Source organism: Coprococcus sp. RTP21281st1_F1_RTP21281_210402, from assembly GCF_040915325.1.
Taxonomy (GTDB): Bacteria; Bacillota; Clostridia; order Lachnospirales; family Lachnospiraceae; genus Coprococcus; species Coprococcus aceti.
This window is the reverse complement of sequence record NZ_JBCPDQ010000003.1, coordinates 81292-103727: the sequence shown is the minus strand read 5'-3', so window position 1 is coordinate 103727 and position 22436 is coordinate 81292. Positions and strand designations below refer to the sequence as shown.

General features: G+C 32.5%; 25 protein-coding genes. All 25 read right to left on the bottom strand.

Translation table 11 applies throughout. From position 1 onward, the window contains the following. Window positions 1-261: 261 nt before the first annotated feature. Entirely contained in the window at window positions 262-2790 is a 2529-nt protein-coding gene (locus tag AB5150_RS04790) for a phage tail tape measure protein (RefSeq protein ID WP_368291400.1), read from the bottom strand. Between the two features lie 111 nt (window positions 2791-2901). After that, window positions 2902-3402 (bottom strand): hypothetical protein, encoded by a 501-nt coding sequence (locus AB5150_RS04785; protein ID WP_368291399.1) that lies wholly within the window; start codon window positions 3400-3402, stop codon window positions 2902-2904. Continuing rightward, window positions 3392-3664: a hypothetical protein gene (locus AB5150_RS04780; RefSeq protein WP_368291398.1), complete on the bottom strand. Its 273-nt coding sequence runs from the start codon at window positions 3662-3664 to the stop codon at window positions 3392-3394. The genes AB5150_RS04785 and AB5150_RS04780 overlap by 11 nt, the downstream gene beginning before the upstream one ends. 14 nt (window positions 3665-3678) lie before the next feature. Next, window positions 3679-3810, bottom strand: coding sequence for a hypothetical protein (locus tag AB5150_RS04775; RefSeq protein WP_368291397.1), 132 nt, complete (start codon window positions 3808-3810; stop codon window positions 3679-3681). Between the two features lie 66 nt (window positions 3811-3876). Next, window positions 3877-4443 (bottom strand): RusA family crossover junction endodeoxyribonuclease, encoded by a 567-nt coding sequence (locus AB5150_RS04770; protein WP_368291396.1) that lies wholly within the window; start codon window positions 4441-4443, stop codon window positions 3877-3879. A gap of 68 nt (window positions 4444-4511) precedes the next feature. Further along, window positions 4512-4688 (bottom strand): hypothetical protein, encoded by a 177-nt coding sequence (locus AB5150_RS04765; RefSeq protein ID WP_368291395.1) that lies wholly within the window; start codon window positions 4686-4688, stop codon window positions 4512-4514. A 12-nt stretch (window positions 4689-4700) separates the two neighbouring features. Then, on the bottom strand, window positions 4701-4898 hold the full coding sequence (locus tag AB5150_RS04760) for a helix-turn-helix transcriptional regulator (protein ID WP_368291394.1): 198 nt from the start codon (window positions 4896-4898) through the stop codon (window positions 4701-4703). Window positions 4899-4974: 76 nt separating this feature from the next. Next, a complete protein-coding gene (locus AB5150_RS04755; protein WP_368291393.1) occupies window positions 4975-6195 on the bottom strand; it encodes an NUMOD1 domain-containing DNA-binding protein in 1221 nt (406 codons plus the stop codon). A gap of 49 nt (window positions 6196-6244) precedes the next feature. Continuing rightward, window positions 6245-6418 carry a hypothetical protein gene (locus AB5150_RS04750; protein ID WP_368291392.1) on the bottom strand — a complete coding sequence of 58 codons (174 nt, stop codon included), beginning with the start codon at window positions 6416-6418 and terminating at the stop codon, window positions 6245-6247. Between the two features lie 15 nt (window positions 6419-6433). Next, window positions 6434-6907, bottom strand: coding sequence for a hypothetical protein (locus AB5150_RS04745; RefSeq protein WP_368291391.1), 474 nt, complete (start codon window positions 6905-6907; stop codon window positions 6434-6436). A gap of 13 nt (window positions 6908-6920) precedes the next feature. Continuing rightward, on the bottom strand, window positions 6921-7976 hold the full coding sequence (locus AB5150_RS04740) for a GH25 family lysozyme (RefSeq protein WP_368291390.1): 1056 nt from the start codon (window positions 7974-7976) through the stop codon (window positions 6921-6923). Between the two features lie 2 nt (window positions 7977-7978). After that, window positions 7979-8368, bottom strand: a complete 390-nt coding sequence (locus AB5150_RS04735) for a hypothetical protein (protein WP_368291389.1) — start codon at window positions 8366-8368, stop codon at window positions 7979-7981. A 54-nt stretch (window positions 8369-8422) separates the two neighbouring features. After that, complete coding sequence (locus AB5150_RS04730) at window positions 8423-9568, bottom strand: cysteine desulfurase family protein (protein WP_368291388.1); 1146 nt, start codon at window positions 9566-9568, stop codon at window positions 8423-8425. A 537-nt stretch (window positions 9569-10105) separates the two neighbouring features. Further along, a complete protein-coding gene (locus AB5150_RS04725; protein ID WP_368291387.1) occupies window positions 10106-11107 on the bottom strand; it encodes an Ig-like domain-containing protein in 1002 nt (333 codons plus the stop codon). 46 nt (window positions 11108-11153) lie between these two features. After that, window positions 11154-11927 (bottom strand): hypothetical protein, encoded by a 774-nt coding sequence (locus AB5150_RS04720; RefSeq protein ID WP_368291386.1) that lies wholly within the window; start codon window positions 11925-11927, stop codon window positions 11154-11156. Next, on the bottom strand, window positions 11917-12513 hold the full coding sequence (locus tag AB5150_RS04715; protein ID WP_368291385.1) for a hypothetical protein: 597 nt from the start codon (window positions 12511-12513) through the stop codon (window positions 11917-11919). Before AB5150_RS04715 ends, AB5150_RS04720 begins: the two co-directional genes overlap by 11 nt. A gap of 4 nt (window positions 12514-12517) precedes the next feature. Next, complete coding sequence (locus AB5150_RS04710) at window positions 12518-13549, bottom strand: hypothetical protein (protein WP_368291384.1); 1032 nt, start codon at window positions 13547-13549, stop codon at window positions 12518-12520. Between the two features lie 12 nt (window positions 13550-13561). After that, entirely contained in the window at window positions 13562-13957 is a 396-nt protein-coding gene (locus AB5150_RS04705) for a hypothetical protein (protein ID WP_368291383.1), read from the bottom strand. An 11-nt stretch (window positions 13958-13968) separates the two neighbouring features. Then, window positions 13969-14586, bottom strand: a complete 618-nt coding sequence (locus AB5150_RS04700; RefSeq protein WP_368291382.1) for a hypothetical protein — start codon at window positions 14584-14586, stop codon at window positions 13969-13971. Window positions 14587-14869: 283 nt separating this feature from the next. Further along, a complete protein-coding gene (locus tag AB5150_RS04695) occupies window positions 14870-15967 on the bottom strand; it encodes a hypothetical protein (RefSeq protein WP_368291381.1) in 1098 nt (365 codons plus the stop codon). A 33-nt stretch (window positions 15968-16000) separates the two neighbouring features. After that, window positions 16001-16426, bottom strand: a complete 426-nt coding sequence (locus AB5150_RS04690; protein WP_368291380.1) for a hypothetical protein — start codon at window positions 16424-16426, stop codon at window positions 16001-16003. Window positions 16427-16500: 74 nt separating this feature from the next. After that, on the bottom strand, window positions 16501-17724 hold the full coding sequence (locus tag AB5150_RS04685; RefSeq protein WP_368291379.1) for a hypothetical protein: 1224 nt from the start codon (window positions 17722-17724) through the stop codon (window positions 16501-16503). Window positions 17725-17807: 83 nt separating this feature from the next. Continuing rightward, on the bottom strand, window positions 17808-19472 hold the full coding sequence (locus AB5150_RS04680) for a hypothetical protein (RefSeq protein WP_368291378.1): 1665 nt from the start codon (window positions 19470-19472) through the stop codon (window positions 17808-17810). A gap of 35 nt (window positions 19473-19507) precedes the next feature. Then, window positions 19508-21334: a hypothetical protein gene (locus AB5150_RS04675; protein WP_368291377.1), complete on the bottom strand. Its 1827-nt coding sequence runs from the start codon at window positions 21332-21334 to the stop codon at window positions 19508-19510. Then, a complete protein-coding gene (locus AB5150_RS04670; RefSeq protein ID WP_368291376.1) occupies window positions 21318-22331 on the bottom strand; it encodes a hypothetical protein in 1014 nt (337 codons plus the stop codon). Before AB5150_RS04670 ends, AB5150_RS04675 begins: the two co-directional genes overlap by 17 nt. Between the last annotated feature and the right edge of the window lie 105 nt (window positions 22332-22436).

Below are 22436 nucleotides of genomic sequence, written 5' to 3'. Positions count from 1 at the left end.
ATCTCACCCATAGCATTACTGTGGCGGTTATTCCTTATATAAGGAAGCTTCCGACCTGACCATACGAGTTCACACATTGTCACTATAGCCTAATTTGTTACCAAAATAGGAGAGTAGTGTGAGGTTGACGTAATTCCCAGTTATGTGTTTATGTCACACAAGTCTATTCAGACGTTATAGGGTGTTTATCACCGTGTATCTCACGGATAACATACTTTAAACCTCTGTATCCAGAGTAAATTATGTATGTTGTCGGCATATTCAAAAACTGAGGGAATACATTTTATCCCTACCGACATTTTTAATTCCAGCTACAATACCTCCACCAAGACCAAGTGTACCAATTGTACCTAGAGCAGAAGTCAATTTATTTACTCCTGTTAATATTTCATTTAAAAATGAAACAGCAGTTTTTAGTTCATCTGAACCTACAATATTATTTACAGTAGAACTCCAAGTATTAGAAAGAGTATTTAATCTGCCACTAAGAGAATCGACACTTTTTTGTGCTTCTTCCATAGCAGATCCAGAACCTTCCGAATAATCCTTGAGCATTTTGTCCATCATATCAACATTCTGTAAGAGTGCTGCAAGTTTTGAAGCTTGATATTTTCCACCGACATTCGTGAGTATTTCTGCACGTAATGGATCATCTTCATCAAGACTATTAAAGGTTTTTGCTAAATCACGCAAAATAGCAATAGGATTTCTCAATTTTTCTGTTCCATCGACTAATTCGGTCATTGACGCATTTGCTTTGTCAAGAGTGCCTGTTATTTTACTTGAAGAAACATTTTGAAGATTAATCAAAATAGACTTGAGTGCATTTCCGACCTCTTCACCACCTGATTTAGTTACAGCCTCCATTGTACCAATCATAGCAGTTAAGTCTTCAACGCTTACACGGTAACTAGATGCAACAGTACCAGCTTTCGACATACCTTCAGCCATATCTTCCATTGCTACACTGTTTCTGTTAGATACCATATTTTGTCCATCGAGAATTTCATTAAGTTTTTCAGCGTTTCCACTAAGCTTATATGCAGCATTTGTAGCAAGTATATATTTATTTGCCAATTCAGCAGTCATATCACCAGCAGCTTGAGCTAATAACGACTGTTGTGCCATAGACTCGCCTTGATCTCCATAATATCCAGAACGAGCCATTTCTTCAACGCCGCTTAAATAATCACTAGCAGTACGCCCAAGGTTACTTGCTTTATCAAATGAACTTGATGCTAATTCTTTCAACTGTGGAGTAGTCATATCAGAAGTCTTACTAATTTCTGTTATGATGTCATCAATGTCCTTCAATTCCGAAACGGATTGTTTGAATTGATAAACAAGTGTCATAATACCAGAACTAACAGAAACCCACTGAGTAAAACTTTCAGCCGCCTGTTTCATTTGATCCTTAAAACTCGCTCCAAGTCTTCCTAGACCACGCATAGCAGTTTCAGTATTTTTAAACCCCGTTTGAATGTTACCAAACTCCATTTTGGTCATCTGGGTATTAAGATCACGAAGAGAGACAATATACTGTTCATTTGTTACTTTTACTTCCTTTGTTGCCTTGGAATTTTTCTGATTCCAAGCTTCAATGGTGTTTGCCATTGAGAGTCTTCGCTGTTCAGTCACATATTGACTTGCTTCTTTTTTTACAGCTTGTAATTCAGATTTTGCAACACGAAGCTGATCGGTAAATTTATCTAACGATGCTTTATCCCCAATTTGTGAAATAGCGGTATCTAACGACTTTACCGTATTCTCCATTTGAGAAAAATTGCTTGCTTCTGTTTTAAATTTAGCCAAATTATTTTTTGCAATATTCAAAGCGGAAGATATGTCAACACTCTTCATTGTACTAGCAACATTTTCAGCATTTCTAAATTGAGAAATCATACTTTCTAGTGCAGCGATTTCCTTCTTTACGTTTGCCTCCATAGAAGACATTGTTGAATTATCTGCATTTCGTAATCCTTCGATAATTTGACTTACTTTGTTATATTGAGCCTCAAGAGCAGAAATATTACTTGCATCTTTAATTGGACGAGAAGCATTCAAATCAGAATAATTATTTTTAAGTTTCTCAAGCTTAATGAACAAATTGTCTGCTTTGGTAGCAATAGTATCAAATTGTTTTATTACGCCATTGTTATTAATAGAACCACCAGAATATTGAAAGAATCTATCTAAAATATTTCCCTTATCATCTTTCAACGTCTGTAGACGATAATTAAGTTGTTCTACAACACCATCTGCATTTTTGAGCGAAACTACAAAACCAGTTAAATTATTATTCTCTCCAAGCTTCTCTTGAACCGAAACAATATTTGATAATTTTTGAAAGTAAGCTTCAGCTTCTTTAGACACATTATTAATTCCACTGCCAGAATCTTTAAAAATCTTATCAAAGTTGCCTTTTTGGATAACAGAACTTATTCCACTTTGAATCTGTTGTCCAATCTGCTGTCCAGTTCTTTGAGCGTTCTGAACAATTCCACCATTATTCAAATTGCCAATATTTATATTAATTCCACTTAATGCAGAATTAATCTGAGAAACCATTTTTATAATAGCAGTCTGACTAATACTAACATTTTGCAAATTAATCTGAGCAGAATTTAATTGCCTTGTGAGATCAGCAATAGTTTTATCATCCAACTTGGCTTGAATTTTTATTTCACCAAGTTGATTTTTCAAAGCTTCAATATCCTGACTAAGTTGCTGTTTAGATTTTGTTTCGTCTAATCCAGCAATTAATCCAATTTGAAAATCATTTAAAGCCATTTTTATATTCTCCTTCCTAAGTGATTATTTTTGTACATAAAAATAACGCCCACGAAAGGAGCGTTGTAAAATAGAAAAGCAAGCTGTGACACTTGCAATTCCAAAATTAAGTTATTTAATAAGCATACCTATTTTCTTACAATTTTGTTTAAATAAGTTAGTTATACTACCATATTTAGTATTTATTTCTTCTAAAGCTTCATCCCAATAATCATGTTCACCATCAACCGTACCACCATGAGAGCTATCATTAAAATAATTCAAAACATCATGACCTGTAACGTTGTTGTATGATTTCCCATAATATCTAGTTGTAAATCCTGACGGATACCTGAATTGTAGGTAATCATCGTCAAAACCAACAGTAAAAACAAGTTCATTTCCATCTCTACTGACAGCAGAAGCACTGAGAGATTCCATCAACTTACCTGTTCTGTCATAATAATCAGGTTCAGTCCTGCCAGGTGGTGAAAAGACTGGTTCATTATAATAATCTATTACCTTTTGTGAGATAATTTCAAATATAACATCCCTAGTCATTTTCATAGCTTTTTCAATATATGGCATCAAAACTTTGCCAAGACCATCTATATTGCTTATTTTATTCGCCATCTGCATGTATTTCCTTATACATTATATCGTTTTCTTTTGCATCATCTATTGGTTCTTTATGAGTATCATTATGAATAACTTCTGCAAGAGCTGAGATGAATTTGTCCTGTAACTCATCAATTGGAGTATCTTTTAAAGAAAGATATAAATTTGTGACAGTCGCAACAATATCTTTTCTTTCACTCATCATTTTTTCTATAGAAGAGTAGAGTGCTAATTTGATTCTGTGTTCCTTAATCTTCATTTTAATATATGTAAACATTATAATATCCTCCATTAATTAAATTTTCTGTAAAATGTACCTGTTTTATCTATTGAATGAGCTGTGAATGAACTAATATCTCTCTGCATTTCAGCCCCACAATTATTGCAATAATGGTCTAAATCAGTATAATCAATCATTCTCATTTCAATATTCTCTTTTCTTTTGCATTTAGGACAGATAAATAGATATTGCATTTAATCATTCCCCTTTTATATATTCGATGAGAATTTATCACATTCTCCATTATGTATTTCTTTTTGAATTCGACCTTCTATAGCTTTCTTTAGAAGACTACAATTTCGTTTGTATTTTTTACATCCGATGCAGTGAGACTTAAATTCATCAAACTGTGAAGCATTGTCAAAAACTCCAATGTAGTCAACAGGATAGATAGTCAATTCAATTCTAGGATTCTCTGAATCATAATAAATTCTCTGAACCCTTTCGCATGTAATATTGTCATCTACCCAAACTAAACCTGTTTCTGTAATTGCATCTAGCATACACTTGAAATAATTGTTCGGGTCTTTATCTATCCTATCAAAATAAAAAATCGCATCTATATAAAAATGCTGTGTTGCAACTGGCTTTAAATTATAACCTTGTTTATTTACCTCTTCCTTAACATATTTAATAAAATTCTTTTGATATTTAATTGCCTCTGATGTTTTGTAACTCATTGCTACAAGTTTTTTATTTTTTGTAACAACTCTATAAGAAAGATAATGATTAACTGAGGGTGGAAGAGGAGAAGTAAGTTTTAAAATATTTCCCATTGTTCCTCCAATATAAAAAGAGCAGTCTCCAAAGAAACTGCTCTTTCCAAAACATATTTATTTAATTTTTACATTGTTATTATCATAGGGTATAATTCCCATTTACCATTAGGATATTTGCCAACATTTTCACTAACAACTTCATGTACTTCATCCAAACTACCAACATTCTTGTCGATATGAATGACCTTTCCTCCTAGAATTGAAATCTCTTCGCATATAACATTGTAATATTGCCTATCCATGTGATCCCCTCCTTACTTTGATATGCAAAATAATTCATACATATCAACTTTGAGAGCACGAGATAGGACAATGGCATTTTTGAGAAGTATATCATTAGTGTTGTCATTTTCAATTTTGCTGATAGCGGCAACAGACAAACCTGTTAGTTTTGACAGTTGTTGTAATGTTAATCCTCTTTGGTTTCGATAATACCACACTTTATTTCTCATAATGCTAATATGTACAAATATATTTTATTTATGTAGTATATTATAATATGAGTAATTTTTACTGTGGTAGAAATATTTAATCATCCTTAATTGGCAAACTTAACACTTCTGGTTTTAATTTTTCGCACTTTATATATTTCCACTTGTATTTATATTGTGTTGTATTTAATTCTCCAACACAATTCTTATAAATTAATTGGTAATTAATTCCAGTTTTTTCTTCTGCCTCATATATTGATACAAAAGTTGCTAATGGATTATTATTTAAATCATATTGTATAACAGGTCGGTGAGAATGTTTTGCATATTTATTAAGTCTTATGTAAAAATCCAAGTTTTCAATATCATTTTCATACAGCCAAATATGATTTTTGTAAGAAAAACTTTTATGAGTGCAACAATCGTTTACTCTGTTTTTATTATATTCAGATGGTAAAAATGATGAATTTGCATATATCTCTATTAGATTTCCATTTAATTCATATTGAAAAATCTTATTTGGTAATTTATATGGTGAGATTTTATTTGAAAAATAATCAGTCCAAAGATAGTTATATGCCATATGAGTTTTTGAATTTAATGCTCTTTGAATATTCCCAGTATTATTTATTCCAATAGAATTTCCTGCATCCTTAATACAATTCCATTTTTTTATAAATTCTCCACTTAACGAAAATTGATATATTTCTCTAGCATTTGGATTTTCAGAGCCACACATTTCATCTATTCCACCAACTGCTAAATTATATCCATAATTACGATCGTTAGTTTTATATTCTCGAATATAAAACTTTTCCTTTTCTGAGGCTTCTTTTTCTGTTAATCCAGATAATATAATTTCGTGCGAAAATCCATTGTCCCAACCATATTTATTAATTGCTCTGGTAAAGTATTCGTTATTCGAATATCCCTTTCCTTTATTCCAACGTTTTTCAGGAATATTTTTTGTTATTCCAAAATACATTTTGTCATTATAAATATTTTTATGACAATATAAATAATAAATATGATTTGTATTATCTTTTAATTGCTTAATAGGTTTACTGTGTTCATTAGTTTGAAGAACAAATAGATTTCTTAATTTGCAATTAATAATAGAAGAAGTTGGAATGCTAAAAATTTTATCATTATACAATATTTGGCATTTCCTCGTAGAATGTGAATATGATTTTATTATAAAACTTCCAGTTTTCTTATTGTATTCAAAATTTACAACCCTTCTATTTAACGCACTTGTAACCCAATCTATTTTTCCATTTTTTGTATCTAAATTAGACAAATTAATATTTTTATCCATACTACCTCCATATATTTCTACATAATTATTCTCCATTAGAAAAGGTGGTCTACTTATTTGCAGACCACCTATCTAATAATTCATCAAGTTCTTTAGTTTTTATATAAACCCAAAACAGTTTTTTACTGTTTGGATTTAATGCTGCTAATTTATAACTCATTCCGTTATCTCGCAAATAATTACGAAGTGGGAGAGAGTAGCAGGTATAAAGTTCTACATCCATGCATTTGTACCTCGTCTATTCATCTTTAATCTCTAGCTCCATTACTTCAGGAATAATTTTCCCTTTTATTGAATGGTTTCCGTTAGCCTTAAGATAAATATCAGCTAATAAATTGAAAGTTTCTAGTCCAGCTCTTGTTACATATCCCTGAGACATAAATTTATTATGTAAATTGTAAATTTCTGCTCCAAATTGAACAACTATTCTCTGTCTAGTCTCTTCTTCGTTTAAATCCATTCTTTTTTTTATATCATCTATTCCCTGAGATATCTTAGATATTTCTTTGTATTGCCAATTATCGTGTTTTTCTAAAGTCATAAGTCTATTCTCAACATTTTCTTTGTCCTGCTCAGAACCAGTTTTAATTCGTCCCTTCTCCTTGAAATAAGAAATGAGATCAATTATTTCTTTAATTGCAAATAATAGTAAAAACACTGCTAGGATAACACTTATATAATTTTGATTAAATACAGCTTCTATATATTTCATTCAAGCCACCTTTCTAAGAACATAAGTCCTTGAAAGTTTTCTTAACCGCTTTCGATGTTCCACAAGCTTTCTTTAATCCTTGACCAAACACACCAGGATATTCAACACCCTTTGGATTTTTACCTTTAAGTAAACATAATATTTCAAGTGCTGTAACCATCCATTGACATTCTGATACTTTAACATAATGTGAACCAAATGCGGCATCAGTAGCAGAACCCCAAATTCCATCCACAGTAAGACCAGCACCATAATCCTTGTTAAGTCCTGTCTGTACAACTTTGACAGCAGCCTTTTTGGTTTCAACTCCACGGATACCATCAACAATAATATTACATCCAGCAAACTTGTTCGCTTCGGTCTGTCCCTTTTTTATAATAGAAGAAGTAGAAGAGGTAGCTGGTTTTGAAGCTACAGGCTTAGTGATTGGTCTGACAATACTTGAAATACTTGATATTACGCCAGCCTTAGAAGCATATTTCTTCCATTGAGCTTTATCAAAATATGCTTTGTTAAGGTCAAGATCACCATTATACCCATTAAGTCTACCAACAGAACTATACTGCCTAATCGCACATGAGTAAGCTCCTTCATTCCAAGGTGTGACCTGATATCCAGTTCTATTATGGTCTGGATACTGAGCAATCCATAGTGGAGCACCCACATTTTTAACAGAGTTCATTGCTGACTTCTGTATATAAATGAACGGCTTAACTTTGGTCTTCTTATATACATAATTACACCATTCTTTACACCAAGCATAGTCATTTTTACCAAACTGAGAGTTGCCACCTGATTCCCAATCAAGAACAAATATAGCCTTACCTACATATTTCTTCGCAACTGATAGAAAACGATCTGCTTCAGCCTTAACATTTCCACCATTAGCATAATGATAAAGTCCAAGACACTTGTTGAGTTTGAGAGTCTTGTCACACTGTTTTACACAACAATTACTTGTATATCCTGTGCCTTCAGTTGCTTTCACGATAACAAAATCGCAAGGGACTTTACTAAGATCAATATTTTCTTGCCACGCTGATATATCTATGCCATTCATACTAGCCATAGTTACACCTCCTCGTGCTTTGTATCATAAAGTGCTGTATCTATAAGAGAATCAAGATAATCACCAAAATCCTCATTCGCTTCATTTAATACCTTATATACAATTGTTGGAAGTGCTTGAAGTATCTTAGTCTTAGCAAGCTCTCTAACTTCATTCATTTTATCTTCTGTCCATTCATCTGTACCTTTGATATCCTTGACAACAGATTCATAGACTGCCTTGACAGCTTTCTTAACTTCATCGTAAAGAATCTGACCATATTTATCTAACTTTCTTGCTTCAAGCCATCTATTCACCGATGTAAGAATCTTAGTGCCAACAGGAAGTATAATTGCTGTCCATATAACACCAAGAATTGTAGTCCAATCGAGGCTACTCAATATATCCTTCATAATCAATTCTCCTTTCCAAACAAAAAAAGAACGGCAAACCGTTCTTCTAAAAAGTTACTTATTCAGTTGTCTTAATATCCCCACACATCGTTGTAGATTAGAGCACAAATAATCCAATTCATCCTTTGTCTCATATCCACTAAATGTCATTCGAATACCACTATGTATTAGTTTTTCATCCAATCCAATTGCTGTAAGAGTAGAAGATGGAGTTAAGTCACCTGACGTACATGCAGAGCCAGTTGATACTTGTATATCTGCCATATCCAACAATATCATCAATGATTCACCTTCAATACCATCAAAACAAACATATAAATTATGTGGTAAGCGACTATCAATGTCTGCACCTATAATATGAGAATCCACTATATTATTAATAATGTAATCATGAACATAATCTCTATTCTCAGACGTGATAGAAAAGTAATTATAATCCTCGACTGCTGTACCAAGTGCTGCAATGCCTATTACATTTTCAGTGCCACCAAATAAACCTTGTTCCTGTGAACCATATATAAGTGGTTCTAATTCAATTGATGGTTTTTTATATAAAACACCAGTGCCCTTTAATGCACCTAGCTTATGAGCAGAAAATCCCAGACCATCGGCATTCAACATCTTTACATCAACAGGAATTTGACTGATTGATCCTGTACAATCCACGTAGACGATAGCATTATAAAAGTGGCATATCTCAATAATTTGTTTTACGTCTTGAATAGTTCCTATCTCAGAATTAGCATATTCTATGACTACAAGTTTCTTCATGGTATCCATAGATAAACATTCCTTGAGATCTTGGATATCTATTTTTCCTGTGTAATTAACTTTGAGTGGACACTTGTATTTTAATGACTCTACACACTTCAATACTGATTTATGTGAAGTAGGAGAGTATAATACTTTGCACTCGTTTTTCTGAGTATAGCCTTTTATAAATAGCGTATTATTGGCTGAACCGCCTGATGTAAAGATAATATCTTCTGGTTTTGTATTTATAAATTTTGCAACATTATTTCTTGCAGTAGTAATAATCTTCTTAGCTTCAACACCTGATTGATACATTGAAGATGGATTCTGATATGTATCCAATAGTGATACAATATAATCTTCAACCTGTGGGGTTAATGGGGTAGTAGCTGCGTAGTCAAGATAAACCCCTTTACAATTTTTCAATTTATTTGAAATATTACTCATAATATCCTCTATATAATAACTGTTTAACTAGAATATACATTTTTATAAAAATCTGCCAACGCAGAAAATAACTGAAAATTTTTCTTGAATTTCCAAACAGTTATACCATCAACATTTTTTACAAAAGTATATTTAATACCATGTTGTGTTAAGTAATTTAATTCATCAGTCCAAACACAACTGTATTCCTTATCTATTTTTAAAATTGGTTTCACCACCTTTATCTAAAAGCGTAAAAAATAGGGTAAATAAAATACAAAAATATTAGTATATTATTTACCCTAACAATACACTAATATTTTCTCACTCATATTTTTTACATCCTTTATTTTGATTATATGGGATGTATTTATCCTTATCAGAACAATATCTTTGACATGCGCAAAGGCTATCTATTTCTGATCTATTATTTTCTAACAATTTACAAACTAACATTACTCGTCCTGTACGAGAAATAAGTTTTTCGTAACAATGTTTACACATTATCATCACCTATATAATACAAGGGAGAGACATTAATCCCTCCCTTTTTTATTTTTACTCAGTTACAGTTACCTTAACAACATCGGTTGCATCACCATATTTAACAGTAATAATTGAAGAACCAGCGGCTACAGCTTTAACAACACCACTAGCGTCTACAGTTGCAGTAGCCTTTGTCTCAGAATCAAATTTGCATTCTGCTGGCTCTATCTCAACATTGCTGTAAAGACCACCCTTAATACCAATAACGCTCAGAGGAGCAGTTGCACTCTTCTTAAGAGAAAGAACAGCAGGTGTAACAGCTATGTCGGCTACAGCGATACTAGAAGCCTCTGAAGGTACTTCTGTAATATAAGCATAAACACTACCGTCTTCGCATGTAGCACCATCTACTGCAAGAGCTGAACCATCAAGCTTCGTTGTAGTATTTCCACTTGATTCAAGAGAAATATCAAATGTACCTGAAAGCTGGAATGATGGAACATCAATCTGTACTTCACCAACCTTACCCTTCTTATTATTATGCTTGTCTGCTGTAAGAATAAGTTCACCTACAAGCGGTGTTGACTCAGCATCAATAGTAAGTCTCTTAACAGTAGTATTATACTGATATGTAACATTAACAGTATCATCTGCTTCTCCAACTGTAATAGTAGTACCTGTACCAGTAGCAGTAACCTTAACTGTAGAACCATCTCCCTTTTCTACAAATACATCACCTACTGCCTTATGCTTTAATGTACCAATACCTTTTGTAAGAGTTACACATTCAGCAACAGCAAAAGCGTCCTTTAATCCTTCGAAAATAGTTGTACCAACATTTGCTGCAAGGAACTGAAGATTCCATTCAGCCATTTCAATTGAAGGTTCAACCTTTCTACCATACTTATACTTGTAAAGAGTCTTATTTCCCTTACCACCTGTAATTTCCTGATCCTCCATAGAAACAGATATAGATGTGTTAAGAGAAGTAGTACCTGTAAATGCCAGCATTCCATTATAAATAAATGCAACATCGGCAGTTGATACTAAAAAGTCTTTTGATTTCTTACCCATTGTATTATCCTCCTTAAATAATTTTATAAAAATAAGAGAGTAATCGTTATCCGATTTTCTCTCTTAATTCGTTTTCGTCTGTTTTTAAATTTTCATATTTGTCTTTTATTTCTATACTTGTCATCCAATGCTCGATAGGCTCTTTAAATGTGACCATTCCACTCATCTGTCCATTTAAACAAGCTTCATATTGGTCATATTTATTAATACGCTTTATGTATCTCCAAAATTTTCTAACCGTTAAATTCATGACATAATCATTTGTAGATTTTAAAGAAACTACTAGAGAATCAATATAGTCTTCAATATTAAAGACTTCCTTATTCTTCTTTGCTTCAAAATCTCTTGCTTTTTCCAAAGCTCGTAATGTGTCGATATTCATAAATTCATCAATATCAAAATCAATATCATTCTGAATGATAATTATCCTGCGCAAATCATCAAATATTTCATTTGTCAGGAGTTCATTATTAATATACACATCTAATGTAGATTGATTATATTGTATATCAGAATCCTCTCCACATATTATTGGGAGCATGGTTAGAATATATGAATGATAAATAGAAACCAATGGTAAATCCTTACTGGCAAAGTTTTCAGGATTTAATGCTGCTTCTTTGATAAAATCCCAATAACCCATTTTAATAACATCTTTTCTAGGAAATATAGAATCTTTCCTTGCGGTTATAGCAAGTTGGAATATTTGAAATTCTAAGATGTTGGTCATTCTTATTGGATATAAAGTAATATAATCATCATATTGAACTGGAAGGTCGAATATTAGATTCTTTTGTAAAAGATTTTTATCAATCTCCACAGACATCACCACCTGGGTTATAATTAGTGATACTGTATTTTAAGCATTTCCCATAATAATTATTGTTAGGAATGTATATTGTCATATGATTCCTTGGAGCAGGTTTTATATCACCAATTCCTTTGATTCGACTAGAACCATTAAGAATCCTATCTACACAATCGCACAAAGCATCAATTCTATTCCCATGTGTTGTAGAAGCGAAGAACCCCATATCTTTAACTTCTTTTGCGGTAGGAGAGGTTGTTTCGTTTAATCTTACAAGATCTTTTGATGTAAAAATAAATACATATAAATTAAAATCTGTGAAGATGTTATCTCTGATTGTATCAATATCAGTTTCAACAAACACAAATGTTTTTGTTTCTGTAATCGTATCATTTACAAAATCATAATCAAAAACATAACCTTGTTCCTTCCATTCCTTTCCGTCTATAATCCATTTTCCACCATTAAGAACATCAATTATATCAAGATTAGGACATTCACTTGGGGTAGGAGCTATAAGCTTAATAAAGTTATCACTCTTATATAGAAGATTGATAATATCACTTTTATATTTACTTGCAACATATAAATTAGACATAATATCACCATCCTTCCACAATAGTAATTTCTTGTTCAGCTAATATTTCATTATCATTGTTCAATATTTGCAAAATAAAAGACTCGTCAATTACTGATTCTTCATCTGGCAAAGTTATTTTGATCGTTTCTTGCAATTTATCAATAATAAAATCAGAAATGTCAAAATCAGATTTTATATTCCATATCCAATTATCAAAATCTATAATATTTCCTTCTTTATCCTTAAAACTCACAGACCATACTTTAGATTTTCCAATCCTAATAGTATTACTACCAAGAACTGAAACGACAATTTCCTCTGTTGGAAGGATAGGAGTAGGAGATATATAATCACATATACGAAGCTCTTGATTGTCAGTTTTGCTATTTAATTCATCTTTATCCGCAATAAAACTTAGGATACTTCCATGTGCATCATCGCCGTAATCATATAAAACATCATCGTTACGAGTTAGCTTGAATACTTTTTTAGGATTAGTTTTTCTCTTGTCTATAAAAACACGTTTTTCTTCAAGTTCCAAAGTTTCTTCATCATATGTAATTTTAATTGTATAATTATTAGATGTTAGGAATAAAACATTATTACCAGTTTCGCCAACATCATATTTTGAAGCAGACTGAATATTGCACCATCGTTCTATTATATTGCCGTTACTATTTTGCCATTTAAGATTATATTGACATAAACACATAGTTGCTTTCTCGTAGATTCCTTGTGTTCCAGGGTATCCATCTATCAACCAATATCTATCCTCAAAAAAGATATACATTCCTGCTTTAACAGTCTTAGGCGCAAACAAACCTATACGTTCCATAGATTTCAACTGCGTATCCCCAGTATTCCCTTGTATAATACATCGAATTTTTTGAGATTCTGATAAATCATGATTATATAATATGACTGTAGTAGCAATATCAGTTTCTAATGCTTCGTTAAAAGCATCATCCTTATAATCTTCAAAAGCTTCATTTTCATATCCACCAATACTATTAGGTTTAGTGGAAGAGGAGAGTAAATACCATTCTTTTGCCATGATAAAACCTCCTCAAATGAACGCCGTTGGTTTCTGATTTTCAACGAGATCTCTGGAATTTTCAGCAACATAATCAAGATGCGACTTTTCAGATGTCTTTGTTCCATTGCTTCCATCAATAGATAAATCCTTGCCCACAATACTAACTCTTTTATTGACTTTTGATACTTGTCTTTCCTGATAATATTCTTTCATAAAAGCAGCAAGAGTAGAAATAACGGTATCATTTAAAATACAATCAAATTGTTCCAATGTACTGTCAAATAGTAGTGGGTCTAACTCTAATGAATATCTACTGACAGCTTTTCGCAACCATATAAGTTCAAGATCAAATGGAATAATCTGCTTATCAGCAAAAGACGACTCAAAGAAATCTATTACATCTTTAGCCGTAGTACATTTTCCCATAATTTCACCCCTTATGGCTCAATACCTGTATATTTAACACAAAAATCTATCTTACGATAATCATTGAAGTTGAACTCTTTAATACATTCAATCAAATATGCTTTCTCAGCACGAGTTACAACCCTGTTCTCAATCTCAGTTTCAAAGTCTTTCTGTGATTTAATATCAAAAATGTCTTCTACTATGTCTTTTGTCAAGAAAGTCTGAGATTTATTCTCATCTGGTATATCAAAACTTAGTTCTGAACGAGTAAAGGCATCATCTATATACCATGTTGCATGAGAGCCAACAGAATCAGTACCATTTATTAGTCTGTTTCCATTCTGCGCCTGGGCGATAACTTCTTCACGAGAAAGTAATACTGTTCCCTTTGGTGGGACACTTATATCTCCGTTAGTAGTTACTCTTGGAGCACCCGTTATCCAAGGAGCAATGCTTCTTACATTTATTTTCTTATCAAGACGGTTATCCTCTTTTACGGGTTTTTCAATTATCCGTTCAACAATCTTTTCAACTGTCTTAACATTATCATTTACGTTTGATTCAGTATCATTCTTTACCTCAGATGCTGTATTATCAACTTCAATATTTTCTGTATTATTTTCTATATTTTTCTTTTTATATGGCATTTACCAAATCCTCCTTATCAACTATAAATATATTTTCAACTAATATTTGTGCTTAACCTCATTATATAGAGCAATAATTTTATCCAATCTTTCAGATTTTGGAAAGATATAATATTTTACATTTGTCGCTGGATGAACACCTATGCTGACATATGAAATATCGAAAGCTCTAATAAAATGAGATAATTTTCTTGAATAACAATAAAAATTATTGTCCATAAATTTTCTCCATATAACTAAAACACAGAGGTGAATATTTAACTCACCTCTGCATATAAATATCTTACTTTAATGAATCAAGGCTCTGATCGTGAAGGAGTCCTATTTCATACTCTCTATTTGGAGCTACAAGAGCACCAACTGAGAGGTCAAATCTGGACATAATCTGACCTGTTGTCACATCTGTACCAGTAAATGATGTAAGACCTCCACGAGTAATAGTATAAATAGGAGACTGACCACCAGCAGGAATTACATAACCAAGTCCAGCAGGAAGCATAGTATCAAAGTTGTCCCCAGCCTTATTCATAGTTGTAAGATCATAAGGGTTTGGGAGTTCTGAGAGTATTGCGCCATTATACATACCCATAAGACCTGTGCTATGTATCTCATCCATTACTTTCTGTGAAATACCTGTAACAGCAGGAGTAGTGCCAGAGAATCCAGCAAAATCATTAAACTTAGAAATCAGTGCATAGTCACCTGTAATAGTTGGTTTTCCAAAACGTCTTACATTAGCAATTACCTTATCGGCATTTGTCTTTGTAAGACTTGCATCATCAGCGAGGTATTTAACACCCTTTGCATTCTTAATAGCTGTATAAATTGTCTCAACAACATACTTAGCAGCATTATTTCTAATCTGGACTCTTACCTGATCCTGAAGTTCATTTTCATCTGTCATATCACCAATAGCAGCCTTTCTATAATCTACAGCATAACCACCAGAGATATTGACAGTAGCAATAGGAACTCTCTTCTTTCTAATAACTGGGAATGTTACATCCTGTCCAGCAGCCTGAATCTTTGAACCAAGATTCGCAAACTCTGGGATTTCAACTTCACAAGAATCATTGAATCCAATAGCCTTGTAGTTACCATAGATAGAAAGTAACTTGATCTCCTTCATAAGAACTGGCTCTATTGCAAAACGTCTAATTTCGTTTAACTCAGACATTGCACTGATATCGCCATTAGAAGCCTTTGAATTAAGCTCCATAATATACTTGGCAGCTACATCTGCCTTCTTTCCATAAGGTGCTAAATCCTTACCCTGTGCCATAGCAGAAAAAATCTCTACGACAGGAGAGTTAGCCTTTACTTTACCACTAACAAAGTTAGCGTCTTTTCTTTCATTGTTAAGTTCAAAAGTATATGACATAGTTAAAATCCTCCTTAAAATATCTTTTGATTATTAGGCTGTTGCACCATTAACTAAAACAACAACACCCTGCTTATTACCAATTACACTCTTGACCTCAAGATTGAGTTCTTTAGATACCGAAGCATTTACTTCAAGAGAACCATCTGCTGTTGCTGTAAGTTTGTTACCAACAGCTACTTCATCAGGGAGTGGGTAATCATAAACTTCAAGTTCCTCACCTGCAAGCTTTGTAAGGTCAAGAACACGAACATGCTCACCTTTTGCAATAGGATATTTAGGAAGACCTGCATTATCTCCATCCTCTGCCTGCATAATTACCTTTGTGCCATCTTCAGCGACTGCAAAAGTGCCAGAAGTTACTGCACCGAAAGCACCATTAAATGTATCAGCACCAGCGATAGCATCTTCAAATGCATACTTGTGCTCAATCTGATCAAAATTTCTAAATTTAACCATTTTATAATTCCTCCTTAAAATAAAAATGACTCAGAGTATAACCCTGAGTTTGAATGTTTTAATTATTGTTTTTTTTAAAAAATATTTGTATCTTCGTCATCTGCATGAGACTCAGCACAAACCTCTGAGAAAATATCCTCTACAGCATTATCCTTTACTGAATTCTGTTCTGCAATTTTTGCATCAGCTTCGGCTTTCTTCTGAGATTCAACTATATTCATACAAATTTTTGATTTGATAGAATTGATTTCAGAAGTAACATTATCTAAATCTTCTTTCTTTGTAGCTGCATTAATTTCAGAAGTGAGTTTATCAATATCTTCCTTTGCCACAGCTTTTTCATCCTCATTGAATTCACCAAGAGTAGCATCTAACTCTCCAAGTTTCTCAGCCACCTTTGCTTTTGCAAGTTCCTGTTCAAGAATCTCTCTTTCAGCCCAATATGTTTCATGGTCTTTCTTTAACTGATCAAGAGTAGCCTGAATCTGTTCAACTGAAGCATTGAGTTCTGAAATTTTAGCATCCTTTTCAGCAAGTTCAGAATCTTTTGCTTCAATAACACTATTTAATTCTGTGATCTGTGTTTCATAAGCCTGTGACTTATCATTTAATTCAGAAATAGTAGAATGAATAGCATTCTTCATGTCTTCAATTGTAAAATCCATTATTTTTTTGTCCTCCTTATTTTGTTTCTTTTCTGATATCTCAAGCAAAATGGCACTGTCATCAGCAGGGGTAATATTAAGAAATGCACTCCCAGAATATACATAAGTCTTAGGCGTTCTGAAATCATCAGTAGGTGTTTCTTCTTCATAAACGATCTTATTATCATTTTCCTTTATACCCATAATTTCAATAGAAGTATCTACATTCCCTAATGTATAATTTTTTCTTAGCCATTTGATAAATTTCGGATAGCGTTGAGAATATAAGAATCCATTTGCACATACTGCTTCGATATCATTTCCATTTTTGTCTTTGATAGTCTCAATAGTAGCACTTTCACATACACCAACTACATCAGAATTTTCAAAAACTGGCTCTTTAATGCCATCAGGAGTTATCTCTTCACCTGTTAATCCATGACCAAAAGGAACTTCTTTCTCTTCATCTAACTCAGCGCAAAAAGGCATTCCTTTGGCAGAATCGAGAGCATTTAATGCATATTCTTTTTTCCAATGTAAACCATTTGCATTTGTTTCTTGTGGGTCATCATGGATTTTATGAAGCGCAACCTTGATTGGCACACGACCATTTTTACTTGATTTATTAGAAATTTCGAGGATATTTCCTAACATATACTTATCCTCCTTATTGAGTTATATATAATAAAAGAAACCTATTATTAAGCAGACTTCTAATTATTACTGTTATTTAATTATTATTTATTGTCACTTGGACTAGGTAAATTATTACCATCATTATTCTGTGATTTCACAGTATTTTCAGTTGGATTATCAGTTTTTGGTCTTCCTCCAACTTGGTCATCTTTAGAAATAGTGTTGCTAGTAAGATGAGGCACATATTTATCGAAAATCTTATTGTCATATTCTTCATCGAGAATATTAAAATAAATATCTGGATTGATACCTGTGCTTGCTATTAACATGGTCATAGAACCACTTGCCTGTAAATATAAACCTTTCATCATTTCAAAAAATTGCTGTCTATTAACCAAGGAAGTTGGGAGATAATATACTTCGACACAATTGCGTCTATCTTTGATTATATTTTCATTTATTACATAATTCAGTTCATGTTGTATTTCCTGAATCCATGTATATACTTGAGCATTTACCATTTCCAAATTATGCTGACCACTGGCAAATGTACCAGTAGAAGATGCACCTAATAGTTGGGCTGCGAAACCTAAATCCAAAGCAATTTTATCAGTAAGATCTGATTCATTTTTATTGTCAAAAATATCAGTAGCGTCTACATTGAGTGTATCTATTTTTGTACCTGCCGATACAGTAAAGAATGATGTGCCACCACGATTATTCTTGGTCATCACAGCTTGTTTAACTTTATTATGCTGATCTTGCTGCTGGTTTTTTGTTAAGGCACAACTACCTTTGTCTTTTCCTTCAGGTAATGTTTGAAAAATTATCTTATTGTTTAATTCCTTCAAAACGTTACGTTTTGTGTCTACAAATTCATTCTGATAGAGTATATCAGCAATTGCTGCAATAGCAAGAGGTCTTCCCCAAGGTTCACTAATTTTACATTTTATTTTATGTGCAATCGTATGTTTATTATCCAATATAAGCCAATTATCACCTGTAAAACTACCTTTCTCCCATTGCGAATAACCATTACGAATTTCGGCAGGATATTGTTTCAATTTTCGGTCTTTCTCATCTTGAGTTACACATTTCTCATCAAAATATCTTAAATTAAACGCAACAACATTTCTGTTGTTTTTTCTACCAACAATTTTACAATATTCGTATGGAAGAGGAATAATAGATGCATTCATACCCATATCACAAAGCTCTACTATATTTTCAACATCATAATCAGATAACGCTCTAGTATGATCGTTTGTTTTTTTTGTAACTTCAAAATAATAAAAACAATTACCCTCATTCATATCTGTAAATAACGCATCTCTAATAAACTGTTTATCATTAATATTTTCAAGTGTAGACAGCATAATATCTTTATTTTTATTTAATTTGGTTTTTCCAAATAAACGTTTTTTTCCATAAATAACTCTATCTAGGCATGGAAGTGATACCATGTAATCAATAGAATTAGTTACGACACCTTCGCTATTATAGACAAACATTGCAAGTCGCCTAGTGAGAGAGTGGTTTGCAATCGGATCTTTTACAATAGAACGAATTTCTTCGGGTGTAAATTCATCGTAAAGATTACAACCAAAAATATCTGTAGAAGCTATTGATCCAAAATAACTATTATATTCATAGGTTTTGGATGGGGTAGCAGTTTGAGTAGACTGAGATGTTTGAGTTGAATTTGTTTCTGATATTTGCGATTTTGGAGGGCGACCTCGTTTACGCTTTATTTGTTCTTCTGGCAATTGAGTGCCTCCTTTCTAAAGTATTTCAATTTTCATTAGTTAATGAGTGTGCAATAATCGTAATCACTTGAACTTGCACCAATTAAATCGTTTTCGAGTAAATCGAAGAAATATGACCCATATGAACAAGAAGTGTATCTATCTTTTCGGTTTTTACCTTGTTCATGAATTTTAATAATACCTGTTTGTGGCATTTTTTCATAATTTAATTCTGCACATTCACTTATCATTGCTTGGGTTTCAAGAAATGGGTTTTCGTATTCCATTTGTCTATCCAAATCAACCTCATTGATATAATCCGTATTTTCAGCAAGGATTTCTTCTTTTGCGGTATTGTAATTAACAAGAAAATCAATCTTATTTTCATTAAGATTTTTCCTGAATCCAATAGCAATATCACTATTAAGCTGCTGTGTTGCATTAATAGCAAATATACAAGCTTTCGCATTTGGATCTTGACATACTTTTGCATACTCATCGTTATTCATACACTTAATAGGAGAGTATTCAACTCCTCTTTCTTCATCATATAAAACCTTTTGTAACGAATAAAGAATCTGAAGACCACCATTCCTTACGTCCAATACTATATAATCAGCGTTAAAGTCATCGTATAATTGGCGAATTCTTACTGCCTGTAATGTTGTATCACCAATTTGATTCGATTCAATATATGGATATTGTCGTCTATATCCTTGCTTAACTTCCACAGTATTATTTTCTGATTCATAAGTTATAGATTCTGGAATGCCACGAATACAACTATAAACAGAATTATCATTTTGATCACCTGCAACAAATGCTATATCACAAGAAATTGCTCTTATTTCATTATCCTGCTTTGGAATAGAATACTTGTTCCTTTTGTTTGTTTTTACATCTAATATATTACGTGGATAAAAAACATGTTTTAGAATTTGACGATTCATTAACATGGAATAAGTAAAATAAGATGATAGAGAACCTTTAACTCGAAGATTTAAAAATTCAGTTTTCCATGTAATAGGATCTTGTTTCTTTTTCTCTCTTTTCATTTGTTGCATCGTTTTTAAATGGTGTTTTAATGTGATGCTTTCATCAAATGTTAAAAGTATTGACCCGTCATTTTTTAACATTCCATTAAATGCCTGATCTACAATATCCCACATCCAGTTTCCATCATCGATCCAACTGCTAGAAATAAAAATGTCAACTGGGTTTTCTTGCAAGATTGGTATATCTCCATAAAGTATATTTCCAATACTTTTTCTCATGTAAGGTCTATTTCTTACAGTCTGAAATGGAGAAATAACAGAATCTTCTATTTTCTTGTTAATTTGTCTGAATTCTTCTCTACAACTTGCATGACTACGATTTCCTCGTGCATTATCGTTTGCTGTATATACGATAATTTTAGAAGTATTACGGAACTTTACATATGTATCATTCATACTCGTACTAACTTTTTCAATCTCGTTAGATAACGGCTTCGACCATTGCATCAATTCGTCTTGTATTTTTGCACTCACCATTAATTTACTTTGACCTTTTGTAGCAGAACCTATTACAAATAAAGTCCCTGGATATAAAATGCAACGACAACATGCATATAAAGCAATAATAAAAGACTTAGCATCGTTTCGACTCGCTATCATACATATAAAATTTGATATTCCCATTTCATATATAGCGATTTGCTGATACGGATAAAGCGAAAGCTTTAAATAATCTCGACAAAACAGATGTAAATTTCTACGCCAGAAAGAACACCATGCTATTGTATTGATTACATTATTTTGGTTGCTAAGAAAGTGTGTAGATGGGAATTTTTGGTATAGAGACAATTGATTTTCGTCTGCTGGATAGTTAGTCATCATCTTCATTGTCTTCACCATCAGGAACATAAAATTCCTTATCCCTTATATTCTCATCAAACATTAAATTTTTCATTGGTCTACAAATATGGCGGTCATAATAATCACCAAGTTCATCCCAGTCGGAAAATAATTGCTTATCCTTATAAAATTCTTCAGGTGTATATTGGGATATTGTTGCCAATGTCACTCCAAACGTTTCACTATTGCTTTCATCTTTTTCTTCAATAGTTCTTAATCCAGCTTGTTTAAAAGTTTTTGCATATTGTTCAACAAGTGTGGCATATTCTTTGGAATCGCCATTCTGTAACGCATGTATTTTTAACATATTAATATTGCATAAATCTCGAATAAATATTTCCTGATTCGAGTCAGCATTAGGATTATTTTTCTTAAGCATTCTCCAATGTTCATCAAGATTTTTATAATCTTGTGGTGTAAAACCAACCCCCCACCTATCAACAGCAGAACCAGAGACATTTATATCGTCAGCTTTTATTTGATCTTTTGATGATATTACTTCCTTTTCTTTTTGTTCATAGTTGTATTTTATCGAATCAATAAATGTCTTACGTCCTCCGCAATTCAGATTTTTCTTTGCTGCATAATGTGAAATACGTGACCTGTCACGATGTCCACTATATGTTTCACTGGAAGCAGCAAGAGCTGAGATATCGTAATTCCAACCAGCTCTTTGACAAAAATCCTCTATTGCATGTTCTTCATTGTTCGAATATAATGCAGTCATTTGTTCTACATAACGATCAGTACATTCCTTACACCAAGGTAAATAGCCACCATTAGCTTGAAATAATACATCATTACTCTTTTGAAAATAAGATTCTTGTTTTGAATAACCACGACCACAACAAGAACACTTGAATTTATGTTTCTTTTCATCGAATGCAATAGGGGATCTTGGTATTTTTATATTTACATTCGTATCAATAATTGGAGTAGCATTCATGCTTTCAATTATCTTTTCATTTTTTGTATCTTTTGGCACGAAGCCACACCTCCTTCATTTTCAACTAAATAAGAGAGTAGCAGTAACCGATCTCCCTTAAAAATGAGCATAAAAATAACAGCTATGATTAAGCTGTTTTTATCA